The organism is Pseudidiomarina taiwanensis (assembly GCF_003987435.1).
Classification (GTDB): Bacteria; Pseudomonadota; Gammaproteobacteria; order Enterobacterales; family Alteromonadaceae; genus Pseudidiomarina; species Pseudidiomarina taiwanensis.
In genome coordinates, this window is record NZ_PIQG01000004.1 from 12,534 (window position 1) to 35,954 (window position 23,421).

Annotated in this window: 19 protein-coding genes and 1 tRNA gene; 10 read left to right on the forward strand and 10 right to left on the reverse strand. The window is 48.6% G+C overall.

Annotated features, from left to right (window positions below; translation table 11 throughout):
• Window positions 1-129 precede the first annotated feature (129 nt).
• Window positions 130-1,200 carry a DNA polymerase IV gene (gene dinB / locus CWI83_RS08095; protein WP_126827931.1) on the forward strand — a complete coding sequence of 357 codons (1,071 nt, stop codon included), beginning with the start codon at window positions 130-132 and terminating at the stop codon, window positions 1,198-1,200.
• On the opposite strand, the gene CWI83_RS08100 is transcribed toward dinB, so the two are convergent.
• Entirely contained in the window at window positions 1,197-2,024 is an 828-nt protein-coding gene (locus tag CWI83_RS08100) for a prephenate dehydratase (RefSeq protein WP_126827933.1), read from the reverse strand. The two genes, dinB and CWI83_RS08100, sit on opposite strands and share 4 nt — an antisense overlap.
• Before the next feature lie 134 nt (window positions 2,025-2,158).
• On the opposite strand from CWI83_RS08100, the gene CWI83_RS08105 reads away from it, so the two are divergent.
• Both CWI83_RS08105 and alr read left to right on the forward strand, forming a co-directional pair.
• Window positions 2,159-3,532 (forward strand): Na+/H+ antiporter NhaC family protein, encoded by a 1,374-nt coding sequence (locus CWI83_RS08105; protein WP_126827935.1) that lies wholly within the window; start codon window positions 2,159-2,161, stop codon window positions 3,530-3,532.
• Window positions 3,533-3,566: 34 nt separating this feature from the next.
• Window positions 3,567-4,673, forward strand: a complete 1,107-nt coding sequence (gene alr / locus CWI83_RS08110; RefSeq protein WP_126827937.1) for an alanine racemase — start codon at window positions 3,567-3,569, stop codon at window positions 4,671-4,673.
• A 3-nt stretch (window positions 4,674-4,676) separates the two neighbouring features.
• Here the strand turns inward: alr and CWI83_RS08115 are convergent, their stop codons facing one another.
• On the reverse strand, window positions 4,677-6,746 hold the full coding sequence (locus CWI83_RS08115; RefSeq protein WP_126827939.1) for a S9 family peptidase: 2,070 nt from the start codon (window positions 6,744-6,746) through the stop codon (window positions 4,677-4,679).
• Window positions 6,747-6,889: 143 nt separating this feature from the next.
• Here CWI83_RS08115 and CWI83_RS08120 point away from each other — a divergent pair, with 143 nt between their 5' ends.
• On the forward strand, window positions 6,890-8,275 hold the full coding sequence (locus CWI83_RS08120) for an amidohydrolase family protein (protein ID WP_126827941.1): 1,386 nt from the start codon (window positions 6,890-6,892) through the stop codon (window positions 8,273-8,275).
• 1 nt (window position 8,276) lies between these two features.
• On the opposite strand, the gene CWI83_RS10715 is transcribed toward CWI83_RS08120, so the two are convergent.
• From CWI83_RS10715 to CWI83_RS08135, 3 genes are read right to left on the reverse strand one after another with little or no spacing between them, the layout of a single operon-like run.
• On the reverse strand, window positions 8,277-8,492 hold the full coding sequence (locus tag CWI83_RS10715) for a BLUF domain-containing protein (protein ID WP_126827943.1): 216 nt from the start codon (window positions 8,490-8,492) through the stop codon (window positions 8,277-8,279).
• On the reverse strand, window positions 8,431-10,014 hold the full coding sequence (locus tag CWI83_RS08130; protein ID WP_126827945.1) for a leucyl aminopeptidase family protein: 1,584 nt from the start codon (window positions 10,012-10,014) through the stop codon (window positions 8,431-8,433). Before CWI83_RS08130 ends, CWI83_RS10715 begins: the two co-directional genes overlap by 62 nt.
• A gap of 26 nt (window positions 10,015-10,040) precedes the next feature.
• Window positions 10,041-11,261: a winged helix-turn-helix domain-containing protein gene (locus CWI83_RS08135; RefSeq protein WP_126827947.1), complete on the reverse strand. Its 1,221-nt coding sequence runs from the start codon at window positions 11,259-11,261 to the stop codon at window positions 10,041-10,043.
• A gap of 273 nt (window positions 11,262-11,534) precedes the next feature.
• Between CWI83_RS08135 and CWI83_RS08140 the strand changes: the two genes are divergently transcribed.
• From CWI83_RS08140 to CWI83_RS08160, 5 genes are all read left to right on the forward strand, one after another.
• Window positions 11,535-12,191, forward strand: a complete 657-nt coding sequence (locus tag CWI83_RS08140) for a S41 family peptidase (RefSeq protein ID WP_157980385.1) — start codon at window positions 11,535-11,537, stop codon at window positions 12,189-12,191.
• 92 nt (window positions 12,192-12,283) lie between these two features.
• Window positions 12,284-12,360 (forward strand) — tRNA-Arg (locus CWI83_RS08145).
• Window positions 12,361-13,030: 670 nt separating this feature from the next.
• Window positions 13,031-14,278 carry a TolC family protein gene (locus tag CWI83_RS08150; protein ID WP_126827951.1) on the forward strand — a complete coding sequence of 416 codons (1,248 nt, stop codon included), beginning with the start codon at window positions 13,031-13,033 and terminating at the stop codon, window positions 14,276-14,278.
• Window positions 14,275-15,501, forward strand: a complete 1,227-nt coding sequence (locus tag CWI83_RS08155; RefSeq protein ID WP_126827953.1) for an efflux RND transporter periplasmic adaptor subunit — start codon at window positions 14,275-14,277, stop codon at window positions 15,499-15,501. Before CWI83_RS08150 ends, CWI83_RS08155 begins: the two co-directional genes overlap by 4 nt.
• A gap of 12 nt (window positions 15,502-15,513) precedes the next feature.
• Entirely contained in the window at window positions 15,514-18,651 is a 3,138-nt protein-coding gene (locus tag CWI83_RS08160; RefSeq protein ID WP_126827955.1) for an efflux RND transporter permease subunit, read from the forward strand.
• Window positions 18,652-18,744: 93 nt separating this feature from the next.
• Here the strand turns inward: CWI83_RS08160 and CWI83_RS08165 are convergent, their stop codons facing one another.
• From CWI83_RS08165 to CWI83_RS08185, 5 genes are all read right to left on the reverse strand, one after another.
• On the reverse strand, window positions 18,745-18,927 hold the full coding sequence (locus CWI83_RS08165; protein ID WP_198677274.1) for a hypothetical protein: 183 nt from the start codon (window positions 18,925-18,927) through the stop codon (window positions 18,745-18,747).
• Between the two features lie 44 nt (window positions 18,928-18,971).
• Window positions 18,972-19,871: a nucleotidyl transferase AbiEii/AbiGii toxin family protein gene (locus CWI83_RS08170; protein WP_126827957.1), complete on the reverse strand. Its 900-nt coding sequence runs from the start codon at window positions 19,869-19,871 to the stop codon at window positions 18,972-18,974.
• A complete protein-coding gene (locus CWI83_RS08175) occupies window positions 19,868-20,638 on the reverse strand; it encodes a type IV toxin-antitoxin system AbiEi family antitoxin (RefSeq protein ID WP_126827959.1) in 771 nt (256 codons plus the stop codon). The genes CWI83_RS08170 and CWI83_RS08175 overlap by 4 nt, the downstream gene beginning before the upstream one ends.
• A 549-nt stretch (window positions 20,639-21,187) precedes the next feature.
• Entirely contained in the window at window positions 21,188-22,087 is a 900-nt protein-coding gene (locus tag CWI83_RS08180) for a nucleotidyl transferase AbiEii/AbiGii toxin family protein (RefSeq protein ID WP_126827961.1), read from the reverse strand.
• Entirely contained in the window at window positions 22,084-22,854 is a 771-nt protein-coding gene (locus tag CWI83_RS08185; protein WP_126827963.1) for a type IV toxin-antitoxin system AbiEi family antitoxin, read from the reverse strand. Before CWI83_RS08185 ends, CWI83_RS08180 begins: the two co-directional genes overlap by 4 nt.
• A 311-nt stretch (window positions 22,855-23,165) precedes the next feature.
• On the opposite strand from CWI83_RS08185, the gene hipB reads away from it, so the two are divergent.
• Complete coding sequence (gene hipB / locus CWI83_RS08190; protein WP_126827965.1) at window positions 23,166-23,420, forward strand: type II toxin-antitoxin system antitoxin HipB; 255 nt, start codon at window positions 23,166-23,168, stop codon at window positions 23,418-23,420.
• Window position 23,421 lies beyond the last annotated feature (1 nt).

Below are 23,421 nucleotides of genomic sequence, written 5' to 3' on the forward strand. Positions count from 1 at the left end.
TGACTCGGCTAGATTTAAAAATATTACGTACGTTCACGGTAGACTCCTGTATGCGCTATCGAGCTTGTTGACTGTTGTCATTGATGCGATTATAGCCAGATTCCATCCATTAAGAAACACCTCCATTGCATGTCTGAAAATACGCGCAAAATCGCCCTTTTGGATCTCGACGCTTTCTTTGCAAGTGCCGAAGCCGCTCGCGATCCGAGTCTTAAAGGACGGCCCTTTGCGGTAGGCGGTGGCGGGGCGCGTGGGGTTGTCGCGACCTGTAACTATGCGGCGCGCCAATACGGCGTGCGCAGCGCCATGCCTGGCTCGCACGCGGTACGACTCTGTCCGCAGCTACATTTTGTCGCACCTGACCACGCCTACTACCGTCAAATTTCAAACCAAGTTCTTGATATTATTAAACAATATACAAGCACTATCGAACCGGCTTCGATCGATGAATTTTATCTAGAGCTGACCGCTTGCGCGCTTTTTCAGGGCAGTGCCACGCGCATTATGGAGGCGGTTCGAGCGGATATTCGCTCACTTGGGATAACCGGCTCAGCGGGGATTTCGAATCAAAAAATGGTGGCCAAGATAGCGAGTGACGAGCGCAAACCTGATGGCCAATTTGTGGTGCCACCGGAGCAAGTGTACAGCTACATTGCCAAGTTACCCCTTGCAAGAATTCCTGGGGTGGGTCCCAAAAGCCAAGCTCGACTCAAAGATGCCGGGTTAACTTTCGGCGCAGATATCCAAGCGGTCGAGTTAAGCTACTTACAGCAGATACTCGGTGAGAAGAGCGGCTGGGTTTTGCATCAACGCTGTTTGGGCCACGACCCGCGACCCATCGTGACGGAACGGGTGCGCAAAAGTGTGGGCGTGGAAGAGACCTTGCGTCAAGATTTTTCACATTTACGTCAGGTTGAACAATTTCTTGAGCAAGCGCTCTTTCCGCAGTTGCTGAAACGGCTCAAAGTGCAACGTTGGCAGGATGCACCGATTAAGAGCCAAACCGTCAAGCTGAAATTTTCTGACTTTCAACAAACCACGGCATCACGGGTTAAAGCCAAGGCATCGCCAAGCCTTTTTTATCAGCTAACCCGTGAAGCATGGGATCGACGCCAGGGGCGCTCGGTCCGCTTAATCGGCATAAGCGTTGCCCTGCCCGATCCAGATGATCAACTGCAGCTTGAATTAGAACTTGATTAACGCCGGTCTGGATAACTGCCTAAAGTGACCACTTGGGTGCGAAGTCGAATCAGGGTTAACGCCGCTTGCAAGGCACTATCTTCGAGCCTACCCTCGCACTCGAGATAAAAGTGATACTGACCAAATTGACGCCCTGTTGGACGCGAAACCAAAGCCATCAAATTCACTTTATATGCGGCCAACACTTGTAAGTGTTCCACCAGTAAGCCCGGCTGATCGGCATCATCCAAAATTAAAAACGAGGTCTTGTAACGCGTTACAGCGTCGTAAGGAGAGGCTTTTTGCGCTGCAGAAGTGACCGCAATAAATCGCGTCGCGTTGTCTGGGCTATCACTCGCCTCGTCTTCAACCCAGGCCAGACGCTGGCGCAATTCAGTATCGACCAAGTGGCTTGGAACCAAAGCCGCGGCGGGGGTTTCGCACGCGAGCAGTTGCTTGAGGGATTCACTGTTACTCGCGGTTGTCGTTAAGGGCACGGCCAAGCGCTCCAAAGCATCGCTGCACTGCCCTTGTGCAACAAACTGAGCAAAAACTTGTTGTGGGTTAGGCTGATTGGCAATCAGACTAAAAGCGATGGGTACCGTCACTTCATCGATAATTTGCAAGGGCCGCTTTACAAAGGCATCGATGACTGGTGACACCACCCCCTCAAGAATATTCTCAATCGGCACCACTCCAATTTCAGCAGCCTCACCCACAGCGTTTAGCGTCTTCGTAAGTGTTGGGTAAAAGCTTAACCGCTTCTGTGACGGTAAAGAGCGCATCCGATCAGCTGCAAGCTGCGAGAAGGTTCCGGCTGGGCCTAGAGTGACGATATCGATCATGGTGTACAACTACTTTTTTGACTCTTAAACCTCCAAATTACTGCCTTTTGCTTCATCTTGCTAGTCGCAATTAACATTGAATCAGCGGGCATTGCTTGGCACACTACGCCAATTGTTATTAACGAGGCATACCTATGAGTTGGCTCTCCATTTTGCCGCCACTGGTTGCGATTATTGTGGTGTTTTGGCGCAAAGAAGTCATCGGCGCACTGCTGCTGGCAGTGTTTACCTCAGAATTACTGCTCGTCGCGCAATCACAGCAACCGCTCGCAATGAGCTTTATCGGTACCATTGAAGAGATTGTTGGGGTATTCAGCTCCAGTGGCAACACCCGAATTTTGGTGTTTAGTTTGCTGGTTGGTGCGCTACTTGCCTATATCCGCGAATCTGGTGGTGTTGCCGCCCTCGTCCAAAAGCTGCTGAATTGGGGGCTTGGCAAAACCAAGCGTGGAGCCAGCTTGCTGACGGTATTCACTGGCGTCTTTATTTTCATCGAGTCGAACTTAAGCGTTTTGACCTCGGGCATTTTATCTCGTGGGCTATTTGAAAAACTCAATATGAGTCGGGCCCGTTTGGCTTACTTAATCGATAGTACCAGCGCACCGATTTGTATTTTAATTTTACTCAACGGTTGGGGAGCCTATGTGCTCGGCTTGATTGAGCAACAAGGTCTTCCCGGTGCATCAGTGGTGACACTTTGGAGTACGATTCCTTATAACTTTTACGCGCTATTAACCCTTGTCTTAGTGTTTTACACCGCGTTATCCACTAAAGTGCATGGACCGTTAGCGCGAGTTGAAGCGCAGCCGCAACCCGCGCAAGATATTCCTGAGCAGATCCCGCAAGGTAGTAAAGCCCGCTTTATGGTCGTGCCTTTACTCGTGATGGTGCTGGGGATGATCGGCTTTATGGTATGGACCGGGAATGGCGATTTAACTGCGGGAAGTGGTTCTAAATCGGTGCTTTATGCCACCGCGCTCGCCTGTGTAGTGGCTTATTTTATGCTGCTATTTTCGCGTCGCAACAGCCATCATGAGTTGGTCAAAATTGGCTTTAAGGGGATGGGTGAATTACTGCCTTTGGTAAGCATAGTATTGCTCTCATTAGCGCTTGGTTCATCGCTCAAAGAGCTCGGCACTGGCGCATTTTTGGCAGGTATCGTAGGCGATTATCTGGCCCCGATTTGGATCGCACCTATGCTCTTTATTGCCGGTGCTTTGATCGCGTTCACCACAGGTACGTCGTGGGGCACCTTTGCGATTTTAATCCCGATCGCCGCACCTTTGATTCTTGCGCTCGATTTACCCGCGCCGTTGTTGCTCGCAGCAGTTTTAGGGGGTGGGGTATTCGGTGACCACTGTTCACCCATATCGGATACCACTGCGGTATCGGCCCTAGCATCGGGCTGTGACCTGCTCGAGCACGTTCGAACCCAATTACCGTATGCCCTTGTAGCTGGGGTGGGCAGTATTATCCTGTATCTACTTGCAGGCTTTTTCATGTTATAACCTTTGTTAAATCGTTTAAGGACGCCTACTGAACATGGCCAACGGCATTCATTTTCGTAGTACTCGAGCTGAAATTAATCGCGATGCACTGGTGCACAATGCTCGCGAAATTAAAACTCAGGCGGGTGATCATCGTGTGCTCGGCGTGATCAAAGCTGATGCTTATGGTCATGGCCTCATTACCGCTGCACAAGCGCTTGATAGTGAGCTTGATGCATTTGGTGTTGCCTTTATTGACGAAGCCTTACGGTTGCGTGAAGCCGGTATCATCAAGCCGGTGGTCTTGCTCGAGGGGATTCTTTCGGGCGAGGAATTACCTATTTGTGCGCATTACAACCTGCAACCGGTGATTCATCAGCAGAGCCAATTAGACGCCTTATTAACCGCGCGGTTAGTGCGCCCAGTTGCAGTCTGGCTGAAAGTCGATACCGGATTACATCGACTCGGTTGGCCGCCAGAGCAAGTCAAATCGGTCTACCAGCAATTACGCCAATGCCCGAACGTTGGCGCAATTACCTTAATGTCGCATTACGCCAATTCTGGGGATCATGGTCATCCGCTTACGCAAGCGCAACAAAAGCTTTTTGAAGATATCTGTGCAATGACCGAAATCACGGTGAATGTCAGCATGGCCAATTCTGCTGCCTTGTTAACGACTGCAGTTGAATTGAGCAGCATGAATGGTGAGTGGATGCGCACCGGTATTACCATTTATGGGCTGCCACCGAGCGAAGATTTTGCAAGCCAACTCTCTATACAACCAGTAATGCGGTTGATAGCACCTGTGATCGCTTTAAGAACCATACCTGCCGGTGAAAGTGTTGGTTACGGGAGCACGTGGACAGCGACACGAGAGAGTCGCATTGCCACCATTGCCATCGGCTATGGCGATGGGTACCCACGCCATTGTAAAAATGGCACACCGGTCTTTATCAATGGTCAACGTGCACCACTTGCTGGAACCGTCTCGATGGATATGATTACCGTAGATGTAACCGACCTCGACAAGGTCGAGGAAGGCGATGAAGTTGAATTATGGGGGCCCAACTTAAGCGTGAATGAAATCGCGAAGTGGGCCGACACCATTGGTTATGAGCTTCTCACCCGAGTTTCGCCACGCGTCCCTCGGGTTGCAGTTTAACCCTTACTGATTTTTCAGATAGCGCTTAAACCACGCCACAGTATGCTCGACTTTTGCAATGATTCGCGAAGGTCGGGCAGTGACGCCATGATACGCGTCTGGTACCCGCACCATGGCCGTATCAACCTGTTTCAACTGGAGCGCCTGATAGAACTGTTCCGTTTCAGAAATCGGCGTGCGACGGTCCTTTTCACCAGTGAATAGCAAGGTCGGAGTGGTTACATTTTCTACCACCGAAAGCGGCGAACGATTCCAGTAATGCTCAAGCTGCTGCCACGGCATTCCAGGGAATTGATTACGGATTTGGCCTAAATAGCTGTCTGCAGTTAAGGTTTTGCTGATCCAATTGATGACCGGATTGGTTGCTGCAGCGGCGTTAAAACGATCGGTCAAACCAACCGCAAATGCGGTGGCAATCCCCCCTGCCGAGCCGCCAGCAATAAACAAATTATCTGGATCAGCAATGCCCATTTCGATGAGTTGATCGAGACCACTCATGTGGTCAGCGAAGTCACGCTCAGAAGAATAGAAGCCATCGAGCAACATGGCGAAATCTTTGCCATACGAGGTACTGCCGCGATAGTTGTTATAGAACACCACGAACCCTTCGGCCGCATAGCGCTGATGCTCAGCTGCAAACACTGGGCCATAAGCAAGGTGCGGTCCACCATGGATTTCGACCATGGTTGGGTAGCGCTTATTCGGGTCGTAGTTCGGCGGCAACATGTACCAACCTTCAATTTCGGTGCCATCAAAGCTTGAGCGATAGCGAATTGGATTCACCGAGGCCAACTCTCGGTAGTCCAACACATCCGCATTTAAATCGGTCAAAACGCGCGCTTGTGCATTTGCTTCAGCCGTAATGACCGCAACATCAGCTGGACGATACGCTGTTGCATGAGTGAAGGCGATTTGTCCGCTGGTGGGCGCGACCGAATACATGCCGCTTAAGTAAGGTCGACTGATATAGGTACCACCCAAACTATCAGTGACATCATAAAAATCATCATTGAGGCCGACCACAGCGACTTTAGTGTGAGCACGATCAGTATATTGCACCGTTAACTGGCTCTCATTGAGCCACTTGGGTTGCTCTAAAGAGCGATCGAGCTGAGCCTGCAAAGTGCGCGATTGCGCCGTTCTAAAGTTATGAATTTGCAGTTTGTTGTTGTGGTATGGCTCAGGCTCACTCGAACGCCACAAGTAGGCGAGATTATTGCCATCAAGTGACATCGCCGGAGCAAACTCGGCGCCAGCGCGGTCGGTGAGCTGGGTCAATTCTGCACTTTGCAGCTGCACCTCCCACAAGTCCGACTCACCCGTTTGATATTCCCAATTATCATTGCGATTGGCACTGAAAATAAGCGCTGAGCTATCACGGCGCCACGCTAACGGACCATTGTGATTGTAGGCGCCCGTTGTCAATTGGCGGGCATTACCGCCATCACTCGGCACCACGAAAACTTGCCGATATTGGGAAGGAAGTACACCCTGACCATCGCGCTGGTAGTATGTCCGTTCAACAATGATCGGTGCTGCCGCCCAAGTTGCCCCTTTTGGTTTTTTCGGGGTGTACACACTTTTAGCAAAATCGGTCTTCGGTGCATCTTGATTCATGGTAAACGCGATATAGCGACCATCGGGCGACCAACTGAGCTGCGATGGGCTTGCGTTCACTGCAGTGACTGCTGCCAGAGTCTGAGTGGCCAACCAGTACACATGAATTTGATTTTTCCCACCCCGGTTAGAGGTAAAGGCTAACCGCGTACTATCACCGGACCAGGTTGGATTGCCATAACTGGCGTTATCGGCGAACAGCGGCGTATGTTGGCCACTGGCCACATCAATCAACCAGAGCGAGCGCTTCGTACTATCCGTCATTTCGTCAAACTGCTGACGAACGTAAACAATATGCTTACCGTTTGGAGCAATGCTGACGTCGTTGGCATATTCCAACGCAAACACGTCCTCAGCGCTAAACTTACTTTTGCTTGATTCGGCTTGTGCGAAAGCTGGGGGTGCTGAGAGCAGCAAGGCTGTGGCAACCATAGTTGCAGTTAATGTTCGTAGCATACTTCACTCCTTAACGAGAAATCATCGAAACTGCTATCAAGCAAACCAAAGGCGGGCGCGTTGCGCAAGCCTATTTGGGATTGATGCGCACAAATCACCGACCAATGGTATGATGCAAATAGGTCTTGTTGAGGAAATTCGCCATGTTCAATTTAACTTCATCGAAATTATTCTCTGCTGTCGCGGCTCTTAGCTTGCTTGGGTTAAGCGCCTGCTCACCGGAGCCGGTTACACCACCTGAGGGTGTCACGGTCGACTACACCGTCGAAAATGTTCATATCGTTGATTTTGTCGATGGCCAGCCTGTGCTGCTGGAAAACCAAACCATTGCTGTTAATGGTGGCGTCATCAGTGCTATTTACGATGCAGATTCAACTCATATTCCGGCCGCCACCGAAGTGATTGCAGGCAACAATGGTTATGTGCTTGCCGGCTTTACTGAAATGCATGGGCATGTTCCCCCTGCTACAGGATTCGGTCGCTTTCCTGATCGCTATGTCGATGACATGCTCTTTCTTTATGTGGCCAACGGCGTAACAACGGTACGCGGGATGCTTGGTTATCCACATCAACTGGATTTGAAGAAAGCTATCGCGAGTGGCGAGAAAATTGGGCCAACTTTGTATCTGGCCGGGCCAAGCTTTAATGGCAATAGTATCGAATCTCCTGAACAGGCAACCCAGCGGGTCATTGATCAACGTGATGAAGGTTGGGACTTATTGAAAATCCACCCAGGGCTTACCCTAGCCGAGTACCAAGCACTGGCCGCCACTGCCAATCAAAATAAGATGGAATTCGCTGGGCATGTGCCAGCCGATGTCGGGTTGGAAAACGCCCTTAAAGCAGGCCAAGTGACCATCGATCATCTGGATGGTTATCTCGAGGCAGTGGACGCACTCGATCGCCCGATTACGGCCGATGAACTAACGTATTTGGTTGAGTTGAGCTTGCAATATCAAGTCGCCGTGGTGCCAACGCAAGCACTCTGGGCCACCTTGATCGGTGCTGGCGATAACGATTATTTACGCAGCTTTCCTGAACTTGGTCTGGTTCCCGAAGTCGTGCGCCAAGGCTGGCTCGACTACATCGCCTCACCGGCCTCAGCATACTTTGCGGGCGACTCTGCCGCAGTACAGCAAGCCAACCGGCAGGCGCTTTTAAAGGCTCTTTATCTAGGTGGAGTGCCGATTATTTTTGGCACTGACGCGCCGCAATTATTCAGTGTCCCGGGCTTTTCAATTCATCGAGAAATCCCTTATCTGCAAGCAGCAGGAATGACCAATGCCGATATTATTTATAGTGCGACGGTCGCGGCCGGGGACTATTTTGCAGAAGAGAGTGTGACGCCGTTTGGACGCATAGCTCCGGGACAGCGGGCCGACTTTTTACTGGTGCCCGAGAATCCACTCATGCAGTTAGAGACACTCACAAGCCACCAAGGAGTTATGGTTCGTGGGAGTTGGTTAAGTCGCGCCGCCATCGAGGCAAAAATCGCCGACATACGAGCAGCCTACCAGATCAATAATTAATTTAGACGAGCGTCCTGCAGCCTGTGCCACGCCGATGAATGACGGTATCCATAATCATCACGATATCGCGATGGCGGGCATCTTGTTTTATTTTTTCATAAAGGGGGTAGATGACCTCACTTCCCCCCTCCAAAACTTGGAAAAATGCTTCGCCGTTACTGTGTCTTTTCGGCGTAGCGCTTCGCCCATTCAGCCAACAACCGCACCCCGTAACCATTCCCGCCAGCTGGGTGAATACCTTTAGCGCTGGTGGCGTAGGCGTTACCTGCAATATCAAGGTGAATCCATGGTGTATCTTTGGCGAAATGCTGCAGTAACCGCGCACCAGCTTGAGCACCCGGTGAACCCACGTTTTGAATATCCGCAAGCCAACTGTCAATGATGCCTTTGTACGGTCCAAGCGGCAGCTGCCAGACTAACTCGCCGGTCTCATCTCCGGCCGCTTTCATGGCCTCGAGCAACTCCGGATGATCACTAAATACCGCCGCGTAGTCGGTGCCAAGGGCACGAACTTTTGAGCCAGTTAAGGTAGCGATATCGGCAATCGCACGCGCATTTAATTTATCGCGCGCATACCAAATGCCATCAGCCAAAATCAAACGCCCCTCGGCATCTGTGTTGACCACTTCAATCCGCGTGCCATCACCGGCAACAAGCACATCACCTGGCAGGGTTGCTGTACCTGAAATCAAGTTGTGCGATAACGGCACCACACCGACCACGTTAAAATCAACTTGCTCGCCCGCCAAGGCCATCATGGCGCCAATCACTGCACCCCCACCAGCTTTATCGGTTTGCATGCGAACAATCGAGTCACCACTGGTTTTCAGGTTATAGCCACCGGTATCAAAGGTGTTGCCTTTACCGACAAAAGCAATGGGCTGCTCACCTTTATCCCCGCCATGCCACTCAAGCACCAGTAAATGTGCCTTGTGTTGGCTACCTTGGCTCACTCCATAAAGTGCGCCCATTCCCATCGCCTTAACTTGCTCTGGACCATAGACCCTAGCCTTGATGCCATAGGGTGCAACAGCTCGCTCGGCAAGCTCAGCAATGGCCGCTGGATAGCCGTCACTGCCTGGAAGGTTGATAATGTCACGCGCAACAAAGACACCATGCGCGAGAGGTTTAGTGGCAAGATAAGCGGCTTCTGCTGCTTCACCATCTTGGCCATGCCAATGGGTGACATAACTTGGCCGCGCCTTTGGTGTTTGCTTGTAGCGATCAAAACGGTAATTGCGCAAATCCATACCGTGGGCCATCGCCGCGATTTGAGACGGACTCAAAGCACGCGCATGAACCACGACTGTGCTCATTTTATCGGTTACTTTAGCGGCGATGGTTGCACCAAGCTGCTCGGCGTCGAAGCGGTTAAGTTCGCTGCCCATACCAACGACCCATAAGCGTTTAGCATAGAACCCCGGCGGTGCGAGTAGCTCAACCATCTGACCTTGCTTGCCGCTAAATTCAGCAACTTCGAGGGCTGCACTCACAGCGTTTTTGGTTTCGTCTTGCCACATCTTCGGGAGCATGATGGCACCGCTGGTTTCAGGGACAACCATGACAATTACATCTGCGCCATCAATATGGCGATGTTCAAACCGATGTTCAGTGTTTAAGTAATCACTCCACTGGCTCACTGCCTGAGCGCTTTGCGCCCAAATCAGGGCAAGCATTAACATGCCTAAAGTGGCCATTTCCATAATCCATGCAGACCCGTTCTGTGCCTGTACTTTCATCCTGCTTTCCTCTATTAATTGGATGGTTACAACGATTCTAAAGCGGTGCAGCGATAATCAGTGCGGAGCCGTTGATTTAATTCTACACAACGGTTTAAAGCGCCATCCCGATCACCGGTGCGGTATAAAACTCGAACTAAACCTATGGTTGCTTGCTCGTGCAACGGAGCAATACTCAGCACCTCGCGATACCAACTTTCTGCTTCACTTAACTGCTCGGCGTGGTAATAACTGTCGCCAATGCGCAGCCCTACACTTGCCAGCCAGGGCCGGATTTGTACTGGCTGCTTTGCATACTCTTGTTGCATCACTTGGTAGCCTTGCTGATAGGCCTCGCGCGCTTGAGTAAGGTCACCCGATGCGCCAAAAAGTTCCGCTAAATTGAGCCAAATCGGCCACACTGATGCATCGTGTTCTAAAGCCTGTTGATAGAGTCGAATCGCCGCCGCATAATCGCCCTGCGCCGAGCGCACGAACCCTTTCGCCTTCAGCGCAATCGTACTATTGGGTTGCAACGCCAGCGCCTTATCTGCCATAACCGCTGCGCGCTGCAATAACGCTCGATTCGCATCCGTCGCCAACGCCCCGCTGGCAACCTGCTCAGTGATACTGGCTTGACTCGGATCGCCCGGTGACGACTCAGAATAGCGCAATGCTTTTTGCACCAGCGCATTGGCAAGCCCTGCATAAGCCGCAACGGTATCGGGTTTTAATTCAAGTTGCTGCTGATATAAGCTGATCGCCCGTTCATTGTCGGCAAGCCGCATTTGATGGTAATAGTCATCCGCTTGGCTCAACAAATCCGAACGCTGACGGCCATCTTCAACAGTTAGCATCAGTACGACTAAAGCAGTGACTGCAACGGCAAACATAGCGCCAATAAAAATAAGCGGTTTAGGAACTTTACGCACTGAAAACGAGGCGGCGTTAAACTCTTCAGGTGTGATTAAAAGGCGATAACCGCGCTTCGGAACGGTCTCGATATAGCGCGGTGCGCGAGCACTATCTCCAAGCGCTGAACGCAAGCGCGAGACGGTGCGCAACAGCGTATCCTCGCTTGGGCACGTTTCAGGCCAAACCCGCTCAAGCAAGTCTTTTTTACTCACTAGTTGCTCTGGGGTTTCGAGTAAACAAGTTAAAAGCGCGGCACTCTTCGGCTCGAGCCGCACTTGCTCGTCTGCTGCGTTGGTCAACACGCCAGTGCTGGACTCAAAGCGCCAGTCACCAAGTTGTATGGGTGCGCTCATGGCACTCTCCCTTACCTGATATTGCGGTATGTCCGATAAATGTCCGACTAAATTCGGGTTAATGTCAGGACTCTGTTCGCATTCTACCCTAACCTGCGCCAGCCTACCTTAAGTTATGCCCAGCAAAGCAGTGGCGAGGCTCCCAAAGCCGTTGAGCTACCGCGCGACTATCGCATCGCGGCCGGCGCGATTGGTTATCTGAAACCGGGTCCGTTTAGTAATATTTATGCCGAAGACAGCAGCCAAACGTGGAATACCGAAGAGTTTTTTGGTTTGATTGACGAGGCCTTTAGCGCCTTTAAAGCGGCACAAATCGAAAAGCTCGTGATTGATTTGCGCAATAATCCCGGTGGCACGAATAGTTTTAGCGACTACATGCTGGGCTATTTCGTCGACCAACCGTTTCGCTTTGCCGCCGACTTTAGAGTCAAAGTGTCATCCTTTGCTGAGGCGGCGAACCAAGCTCGACTCGCAGCTGATGAGCCAGCGGATTCAATCAACGCGCAACTTGCCGCGATTTATACGAGCCACGATGAGGGGGAGATCGTCTCATTCCCATTACAGGATAGCCAGCCGTTACCGTTAGCACAGCGCTTAGCCATCGACCCTGCGAAGGTTTTTGTCATCGTCGATCGTTATTCCTATAGCAATGCCGTAAGTGTGGCGGCGATTGTGCAAGATTATGGTTTTGGAATGATCATAGGCGAGCCGACCGCTGATCTGGCAACGACCTACGCCTCGATGGAGAGTTTTACTTTGTCGCGAACTGGAATTGAAGTTGGCTTCCCCAAGGCGCACATTATTCGTCCAAACGGTGATGAAGAGGCTGCAGGAGTAACCCCTGATCATGTCCTCGGTTGTTTTGCTGAGACCAGCAACGCCGCTCAACGCCTCGCCTGTGCGCTCGAGTTTGTCGCGAAGCAACCTTGAGTTAACCCTGTAATCAAGTGGATTTGAACTGGACAAGGCCTACGCTTTTCTCTAGAATTCGCCTCGTCGTTAAACGACGCCTTCCAATCCACGCACCCGTAGCTCAGCTGGATAGAGCGCTGCCCTCCGGAGGCAGAGGCCACAGGTTCGACTCCTGTCGGGTGCGCCATATCTGCAGGAGCTTCACGGTTTGTGAACACTAACACAAAAATTTTTGTGCCAAATCTGTGCCAAATTTATTCCTGCTTATAATATTGTCGCCCTTCAGCGCCGCTGATGCAGGCGATTTCCAGCCACTTTTTACTTTTGTTGAGACCAGTATTTAAGTGTAATAAGTCCAACACACCTTTCTAAGACGGTTGAATTCGATAAAAGAGAAAAAGCCGGTGATTGAGCCCATGAGATACATGTGGTAGCCTATTTCTTATTTTGAAATGGTTTTTTCATCTGCAGGTTGTTCGTTTGCCAAAAATTATTTGGTCGTTGATCGTAGTCATTTTACTTCACAGTTTTTTTACCTGTGCGGTTGCCGCTGGGCATGTGGAGGATAGTAATCACACTTTCGATTATGCCTATCAACATCATACGCACAATGATCACGAGACGAAGTCACCCGACAACCTCGATCCAAACCACGAACATCAATTTCACGCACACATAAGCTGTATCACTGGTTATTCAATCTGTGCTGCGGCAACACCATGTCCGAATCTTGCAATCCCACATCGATTACTTCCTTTCGATAGTAACGACCATCAACCACCAACCCCACCACCAAATGCCTAAACTTCACGTCTAAAATTTGTGCATTAGCACGCCATTTTACTGTGGAGATAATCATGAAATTACTTTATTTCGTGATTGCTGTACTTGTGGGGTTACTTGCAACCTCATATTCAGCAATCGCAAATGAGTTATCATTGCGAGAGGCATTTGAGAACGTCTTGCGAGATAACCCAATCTTAAAGAAGTACCCGTATCAGCAACGTATGGCTGAAGCTGAAAAACTGCAGGCATCGCTGCGTCCAAATCCAGTTATCGGGTTCGAACTGGAGAATTTTGCTGGTAATGGTGAAAGCCAAGGATTCGACAGCGCTCAAGCAACATTGTCGTTCAGTCAGCTTATTGAGCTTGGTGGAAAACGCGAGCAACGAGTTGAGTATGCGAACGCGCGACAACGTCAGCGGGCCGCTGAGTTTAATTACGAAAAGATCGAAATCCTAGCGGAGACGGCTTATCGTTTTTACGAAGTTGTTCGGTTGCAGCAGTTGGCCGAGTGGAATAGCCATCAGCAGCAACGGCTCGATAGTGCAATGCAAATAGTCAAGGAGCGGGTCCGGTCCGGAGCTGTGCCACCATCGGAAGCAACTAAAGTTTCATTGCAACAACGCCAAGTAAGTGTCCAATCCGAAGAGATTGTTGGAAAGCTTGACCAAGCACGAGCGAACTTAAGTGCAATGTGGGCCGCAGAGCCAAGCTTTACTGGTGTGACCGGGGACTTTTATCAATCTTTCGATATTCCTTCACAAGCTGATATTGAACAAGCGGTTAATCAAGCGCCAGAGTTTCTTCGTTTACTCGATTCAGAACGACTACTTGCGGCAAAAGTTGATGCTGTGAAGGCAGATGCTTCTGTCGATCTCAATATTGGAGTGGGTGTTCGTTACAACAATCAGCTAAATGACACTGGTCTTGTTCTCCAGGCGTCGATGCCTCTTCAACTTTCGAACCCAAATCAGGGAACTCTTGAGGCTACTAAAGCTGAGCGTACGTTAGTTTTTGAACAGCAGCGTTTAATTCGAGACCAGTTGCGCGTTCGCGCAAGATCTCTATTAGGACGCATACAAACAAATTATCGCTACTTAGAGAGCATTCAAACAGATTTATTACCCCTCGCCAAGCGACTAGAGAATGAAACGACCGATGGCTATCGCCGAGGTATTCATAGTCTTTTAGTTGTTCTTGATGCGCAAGATGAGCTAGCACAGCTTGAACACCAAGCCCTTGAGCGTCGCAGTGCTATTCACAAAGACATTCTCGAACTAGAGCGAATGACGGGTCAATCATTTTTAGGATCGAAATCATGAATTTTATGAAAACAGTTTTTACATTGCTCGCTCTATGCTTAGGGCTAAGCTTATCTGCATTAAGTCATGCTTCAACGGAGCATGGCCATACGGAGACTGAGGCGAAGGGGCCAAATGGTGGAATATTATTAAGCGACGGCGATTTGTCAGTCGAGATCACGATCTACGAGTCAGGAATCCCTCCAGAAATGAGAGTCTACACCTATCTAAATGGAGAGCTGATGTCCCCCAAAAAGGTTGAAGTTTCGGTAACCCTACATCGGCTTGGTAACGTCAATGATAACTTGAGTTTCACTCCAGAGAATAATTACCAAGTCAGTAATGAGATCGTCACCGAGCCACACTCGTATGAGGTCTCGGTTTCAGTGAATACAAAAACACAGCGTGCTGAATGGCACTATGAAAGCTATGAGGGAAGAGCAACATTGTCTGACCGAATTATTGAAAAGGCAGATATTGTGGTTGAACCTGCAGGTCCTCAGACACTTAATTTTAGTGAAACTTTGTTTGGTGTCGTTGCGCCCATAACTGAAAAAATCATCTCAATTACTCCAATTTATAAAGGTAAGGTAACTGGCGTTAAGGTTTCAATTGGTGATCAAGTTTTCGCGGGTCAAACGCTTGCGAAAGTTACCAATGCTGCAAGTGGAGTCAGTTACGATGTTGTTAGCCCTATAGATGGTGAGGTTACTGAACGATTTGTCTCCGTCGGTGAGGTCGTCAACGACGAAACAATGTTCGAAATTGCCGACTTATCCTCGGTCTGGGTCGAGCTCTCGGCGTTCCCTGAAAACATTGAGAAGCTTCAAGTTGGGCAAACAGCAGAGGTTTATGATTTACATCAACATGAGCGCACTCGTGGTGAAGTGATTTACATTGCACCAGTAATGACCGGTGGACACATAGCTCGAGCCCGAGTGCTTATTGATAACTCTGAAGGTCATTGGCGGCCGGGAATGCACGTAAAATCTGACGTGAAAACGCGTGAACGCGCTGTGCCTCTGGCTGTGCAAGTTGATGCAATTCAGTCTTTTCGGGACATGCCGGTGGTGTTTGCTAAGTACGGAAACACTTTTGAAGTTCGCATGATAGAACTTGGCGAGAGTGATGGAGAATATGCCGAAGTTACTGGCGGTCTAGCTCTAGATACTCCTTATGTGATCGGAAACAGCTACATACTCAAAGCCGATGTTCTCAAAGACGGCGCGAGCCATGACCACTAGGAGGGCGAACTTATGATTGATTTACTGATTCGTTTCGCCGTTCAACGTCGATGGTTGATCATGGCGGCAACTATATTGATAGCAGGTGTTGGCGTATTTAGTGCGCTTAAACTGCCCATTGATGCGGTACCGGATATTACCAATGTGCAGGTGCAAATCAACACAGAAGCCTCCGGCTATTCTCCGCTAGAAACAGAGCAGCGTATTACTTATCTGGTTGAGAATGCGATGGCGGGTATACCAGACCTTGACTACACACGATCAATTTCTCGGTACGGTTTATCGCAAGTAACCGTGGTGTTTGAGGAGGGAACTGATATTTATTGGGCTCGCCAACAAATCAGCGAACGTTTGCAGATGGTCAGAGGTGAACTGCCTGTCGATGTTGAGCCAGCGCTTGGACCAATAGCGAGCGGTTTAGGTGAGATCTTTACATACATCGTCAGCGCCGATGCTGATGCGCGAGATGAGAATGGTCAACCCTACACAGCAGAATCGCTTCGTACCTTGCAAGACTGGGTAATCCGTCCTCAATTGGTCAAAGTTCCGGGTGTGACCGAAATCAATACTGTTGGTGGCTATGAGCGCGAGTACCAAGTCTCTCCGCACCCCGGAAAGTTGCTCGCTTATAAAATCTCGGTAGACGATGTTTTTCGAGCATTGCAGCTCAACAATACCAACGCTGGTGCGGGCTATATTGAGCGTAACGGCGAACAATGGCTAGTTCGCTCTCCCGGTCAACTACAATCCTTAGTGGATATTCGTAATGTGGTTGTTACCAAACGTGATGACGCACCAGTGAGGGTGAAAGATGTTGCGGATGTGTCGTTTGGTGAAGAGCTACGAACAGGAGCTGCTACGGCTGACGGTGAGGAGGTGGTGCTTGGGACCGCAATGATGTTGATTGGCGAGAACAGTCGTATTGTGTCTGAAGCGGTTGCTAAGCGTCTGGAGGAGGTGCAGCTCAGCTTACCCGATGGTGTAACGGTCGAGTCCGTTTATAATCGTACAACTCTGGTTGAGAAAACCATTGCGACCGTCGAAAAGAACCTGTTCGAAGGAGCAGTTCTTGTTATTGTGGTGCTGTTTCTTTTGCTTGGAAATGTCAAAGCTGCACTCATTACGGCACTGGTTATTCCATTGAGCATGTTATTCGCTATCACGGGTATGGCGGCTAATCGTGTGTCCGGTAACTTAATGAGTCTAGGTGCAATAGATTTCGGCATTATCGTCGATGGCGCCGTCATTGTTGTCGAAAATGCCTTACGTCGGCTCGGATCAGCACAACAAAGGCTAGGGCGTTTATTGACGACCAAAGAGCGCTTACAGGAAGTGTTTGAGAGCACACGTGAAGTGTTTAATCCTGCGGTATTTGGTGTGTTGATCATTATGTTGGTTTACTTACCAATATTTGCACTTAGTGGCGTTGAGGGAAAAATGTTTCATCCTATGGCATTCACCGTTGTGTTTGCATTGCTGGGTGCGCTTATTTTTTCTATGACGTTTGTACCAGCCGCGCTTGCGATTTTCGTGAAAGGCAAAGTTTCACATGGTGAAAATCGTCTTATGCGCGGGGCTAGACGACTTTATGAGCCGCTTTTGAATACGTCTCTGAAACGACCCATTGTGATTGTCTTGGTCGGTTTGAGTCTGTTTATGGGATCAATCTATCAAGCCTCGAAAATGGGAACAGAATTCCTGCCACAATTGGATGAAGGCGACTTAGCGCTGCACGCATTGCGTATTCCCGGTACGGGCCTCCAACAATCGGTCGATATGCAATTGCAACTTGAGGAAGTGATTGCTGAATTCGACGAAGTAAAACGGGTATTTTCAAAAATCGGAACCCCCGATGTTGCGACTGATCCCATGCCCCCGAGTGTTGCAGATACGTTTGTTATTCTGAAGCCAAAGAGTGAATGGGCGGATGCAGAAAAAACAAAAGATGAGTTTGTTGCTGAGTTGAGGGAAGCTGTCGAGCAAATACCCGGTAACAAATATGAGTTCACGCAACCCATCGAGATGCGGTTTAATGAGCTGATCGCGGGTGTTCGTGCAGATGTCGCTGTGCGTATCTACGGTGACGACCTCGACCAGTTGAAAGCGCTCGGTGATGAGGCTGTAGAGATCATTGCTGGCGTTGACGGTGCGGCAGATGTTCGAGCAGAACAAATGACCGGCTTACCAACATTGTCAGTGACACCGCAACGTGATCATCTCGCGCTACTTGGATTATCCGTTCAGGACGTTCAACGTGCAGTTCAAAGCGCTGTCGGCGGTTTAGTTGCCGGAACAATTTATGAAGGAGATAAACGGTTTCGGTTGATGGTTCGTCTGGATGAATCTTGGCGCACAGATATCGAAGCGTTAAGGCAGCTGCCTGTTACCGTGCCCCAAGCGAGCAACCCGGAGCTTCAGTACGTCCCATTGGGGGAAATCGCAGACGTTGAACTGACGGTTGGGCCCAATCAGATCAACCGGGAAAGTGGTAAACGCAATGTCATTGTAAGCGCCAATGTTGTCGATCGTGATTTGGGGTCATTTGTTGAGGACATTCGGCAACAGTTACAAAGCGATATATCACTACCAACTGGATATTGGATCGATTATGGCGGCACGTTTGAGCAACTTCAATCAGCGTCTCAGCGTTTAGCAATCGTGGTACCGTTGACGTTATTACTTATCTTTGGACTGTTGTACAGCGCATTCAACTCACTGACAAATGCCTTAATTATATTCACCGGTGTGCCGCTCGCGCTCACAGGCGGTATTTTGGCTCTCTCATTACGCGGTATGCCTCTGTCAATCTCTGCGGCTGTTGGATTTATTGCGTTGTCTGGAGTTGCCGTGTTAAACGGTGTGGTGATGTTATCGTTCATTCAACAGTTACGAGATGAGGGCAAAGCTATCATTGAGGCTGTGTACGAGGGTGCTCGTCAACGATTGAGGCCTGTGCTTATGACGGCACTAGTGGCGAGCTTTGGGTTCATCCCAATGGCGTTTAACACAGGCACGGGCGCTGAGGTTCAACGGCCTTTAGCAACGGTTGTCATTGGCGGAATTGTTTCGTCGACATTGTTGACGCTGGTTGTTCTGCCGGCGCTTTACCTGCTGATAAGCAGACTCAGAATAAGATCGTCTCATTCGTAATCTTGCTGTTTTGGAAGTTGGGTCGAAAGATCCAACTTCCATTCAAATACCCCCGAGCCATCATTACTAATGGCGAAGATACACCTATCGTTTTCAATCGTTTATTTTGGTCATGTCGCGAGCGAGAAGTTTAGCGACAATAGGTGAAGTAATCATTTGAATGACGGCAAAAAATGCAGCGGGAATTGCAATTTCAGGGGGAAGCCCAGATGCAGCAACAAAAGCAGCGGCAATGCTAAACTCCTTTTTACTGACTGTAAAAAGATAAGTGATCATTTTGTAATCCCCCCGAAAAATCGGAGTAATTATAAATAGAATGCTCAACTCTTTAACAAGGCGGCAAGCTGTTCTAACTGCAGTTGATAGGCCTCAGCGCTCTCCTTTTTAAACTTCGCCAAATTCATCAACTTCCATTTTACCGATGGAAATTGATGATAATTATAAACAGACCAGTCCGGTTCTAAGCCGTTAAAACTAAGCAGAAATTGCTTATCCGCCTCGTTCAAACTCCGACGTACAGTCTCTATCAGCTTGAGTCGTGTTGTTTCAAAATCAGTATAACTAAATACAACATTACTCATGCCTTCAAACTGGTTCTCGAAAGCTGCCCTTTGGTCAAATAAGTTAGGGGCAAGCATTTCATGTGTTGGTCGATTGCTACTAATCAGTGCGAACATGAAGCCCCGTTTGATTTCATCGATAAACCCTATGTTTTCCAACAATAGTTTTGTGTCGAAAAGGTCTCGCGGATGCTGTCTATCCAGCGCGGCGCAGATTTTCCCACCGTAAAGCTGACCCAATGGCACCACCGGCATCGCACAGAACACGTTGTATTGCTCTTGTGCAGCTGAACAAAGTGGTAGCTTTTTTGCAGGGCCAAGTAAGCCACACCCAACCATGTTCACTTCGACTTTTATTTGAATGCCGTGCTCACTCATTTGAAGCTTACACACATTCGGCTTGTGCTGAACCCTTATCGTTGCTCGCAACTTATCAACTCGATCTTTTATTCGCAGTAGCGCAGCATTGATTACTGCGAGTGCTTCCGCGCGCACTTCTAACCCAACATATGTTAAGTCAATATCTACAGAAAGCCTTGGCATGTCCTGCAAGAATAAATTGATAGCGGTACCGCCATGCATTGCAAAGCAATCCTCTTTCGCGATTTCCGGCAACACATCGAGTAGCAGCTTTACCTGTCTTTTATAAGCTTCGTTCATTCCATTGATTCCAGTTCCTTTGGTACAGTGATTTGGTATTTCGGGATGTAAACACCGTTGGCTACTATCGCACGCTTACCCGAGCCTAGGTTTACACTGCTTAAATCAAGATATTGCATCCAGTCGTGATTTGCTTTCTCGGCCAGATAAAGAAATAAGCGTTTCACTTTTATTGAGTTACAGGCTTCTAACAACTTTTGCACGGAGGTGGGCCGCAAGTTATTGAGGCCCTCCATGAGCTCATAAGCTTCCAGTAACGATTGTGACTTGGGTGCAAGATACAGACACTCCATGATGGCTCGCGCTGGCTCTGATACTTTAACCGTGAACTGTTTATGCGGTATTTCGGTTATACCGATTTCGGGCGGCAGAAAGTTGGATAACGTGTACTTGACGTTAACGCTCCAGTCTTGTTTTTTAAACCACAAAGGCACATGCTCGCCATGAGCGCCAAATAGCTGCACGTGCTTTGGGGAAAGCTCTAAATAATGCGCCTTGCCTTGCAACCCTAGGGCAGTCTTTCCGCCAGGATGTAACGATAAGCCGAGCTGAGTTTGCATGGCGTACACCCCGCCGAGGTAATCCACGTGGTCGCCATAGCGTATTAATGCACCAGCCCCGATGCTCTCAAACCACTGGCTTTTTTTATAGCGCTGCTGCAAGTCGAGGCTGTAGCCATTTTCAACAAGCCAAGAAGAGCAGAGCACGACGCCCGATGGCTGGGAGCTCAGCAGCCGGTTTAATTTTGATGATATATCCGTACTCATGGTACTAACCTGTTAATCATTTCAAACTACAGATTAGTTTATATTTTCAATCATGTCAGTACTAATGGTGCTAATTTTTATGAAATTTCAAACCCAAAAGCCTACCGGGGATTCAAGAAAACTGTCACCCTACTAAATATTTCCTGTTCCTTCTGGCCTAAAACAAAATCAAAATGGTGGAATTTTTTCCACCTAAAAACTCAGGTTTTTCCCGAGGTTCAGAATTTTTTGTCGCGAGGCAAAGGTCAAAAATTGAAATTTCTACTTCGGTTTCCTGTGACCAATTTTGTCATTAAACGGTCTCAAAAGTGTCGATTTCGACGCCCAACAAAAAGTCACAACACCGTTTAAGCCCTCACCACGCCTAGCTTTAACGATTTACCACCGAACCCATGACTGCCCTCCGGAGGCAGAGGCCGCAGGTTCGACTCCTGCCGGGTGCGCCATTTTTACTGACTTGCAGCGCACCCTCTTGTCCTTATAGTGCCGATAAATCAAAAGTCCCAATGTAATCCCCCCGAAAAGTCGGAGTAGTTATGAGTAGAATTTTCAATTCGCGAGTAATATAGCAAGATTATCCAACTGTCGCTGATAATCGGCCGGGCTCTCCTTTTTAAAGTTAGCCAAATTCAACAATTTCCATTTAACCGACGGGAAGTGTTGATAATCATAAACCGACCAATCTGGCTCTAATTTATTGAAATTCAGCAGAAATTGCTTATCCGCCTCGGTCAAACTGCGACGTATGATGTCGATAAGCGTGTCTCGTGTTGCCGCAAAATCAGCATAACTAAATGCGATATTACTCATGCCTTCAAACTGGCTTTCAAAAGCAGCTCTCTGATCGAGCAAATTCGGGGCAAGCATTTCATGTGTAGGCCGATTACCACTCATGAGAGCAAATAGAAAACCATGCTTTATTTCGTCAATAAAACCGATCTTTTCTAACAACAATTTTGTGTCAAAAAGATCGCGAGGATGCTGTCTATCCAAAGCTGCGCAGATCTTCCCACCGTATAGTTGCCCCACCGGCACTACCGGCATCGCACAAAACACGTTGTATTTTTCTTGTGCTGCAGAACAAAGCGGTAACTTTTTCGCTGGGGCAAGCAAGCCGCGCCCAACCATGTTTACTTCAACTTTAATTTGAACGCCCTGTTCACTTATTTGAAGCTTGCACACATTCGGCTTGTGCTGAACTCTAATCGTTGCTCGCAACTTATCAACACGATCTTTTATTCTCAGTAACGCAGCATTTATCTCGGCAAGCGCTTGTGCGCGCGCTTCTAACCCTGCGTAAGTTAAATCAATATCCACAGACAGTCTTGGCATATTCTGCAGAAACAAATTTATAGCTGTACCACCATGCATAGCAAAGCATTCTTCTTTAGCGATTTCGGGTAACACATCGAGAAGCAGCTTCACCTGCTTTTTATAGGATTCATTCATTCCATTGACTCCAGTTCCTTTGGTACGGTTATTTGATATTTCGTGATGTAAACACCGTTGGATACTATCGCACGCTTGCCCGAGCCTAGGTTTACTCTGTTTAAATCAAGATATTGCACCCAGTCGTGATTCGCTTTATCGGCCATATAAAGAAATAAGCGTTTCACTTTTATTGAGCTGCAGACCTCTAAGAGCTGTTGCACGGAAGCAGGTCGCAAGTTATTCAGGCCCTCCATGAGCTCATACACTTCCAGTAGCGATTGTGATTTTGGCGCTAGATACAAGCACTCCATGATAGCGCGCGCAGGGTTCGATACTTTGACCGTAAACTGCTTGTACGATAGTTCGGTTAAACCAACTTCGGGTGGCAAAAAGTTAGAAAGCGTACACTTGACGTTAACGCTCCAATCTTGTTTTTTAAACCACAGCGGCACGTGTTCGCCTTGGGCGCCAAATAGCTGCGCGTGCTTTGGGGAAAGCTCTAAATAATGCGCCTTCCCTTGCAACCCCAGTGCGGTTTTTCCTCCAGGATGAAGCGATAGCTCGAGCTGGGTTTGCATGGCGTATACACCACCTAGATAATCGACTTGGTCGCCATAGCGTATTAATGCACCTGCACCTATACTTTCAAACCACTGGCTCTTTTTATAGCGTTGCTGCAAGTCGAGGCTATAGCCATGTTCAACAAGCCAAGATGAGCAGAGCACCACGCCCGATGGTTGGCTGCTAAGTAGGCGGTTTAATTTTGATGATTTATTCGCACTCATGGTACTAACCTATTAACCATTTCAAACTATAGGTTAGTTTATATTTTTATTCATGTCATTACTAATAGTACATAAATTTATATTTTTTTAAACCTGCGGGTCTATCGGGGATTTTCGAAAATTGTGATTCCACCAGATTTTCTGTAACTACCCCGTAAAATAATACAGCTCACTCGTAGAATTTCTTTTAAACTAAAACAAAGGAGTTTTACAATTCGACTTGTTACGCTACGCCGAAAATTTGCGTATTTTACGATATAGCGTATACTATTTAAATATACTCTCTGGCGTAAATTTAGGTTTGTTGCAGCATGAATATCACACGACCCCAACAGCTCAGTACGTTCATAAAAGAACACCGCAAAAAGCATGGCATCACTCAAGCCGAGATTGCTAAACTTGTGGGTATTCGTGTCGCAACCATTTCCGATTTTGAAAACAAACCGGAGTCATGCAAGTTAGAAACTTTCTTTAAAATTCTAGCAGCGCTTAATTTACAAATAGGCGTTACTACTCGCGATCACGCGTCGAATGACCAGCAAAACCAATGGACTGAAGAGTGGTAAT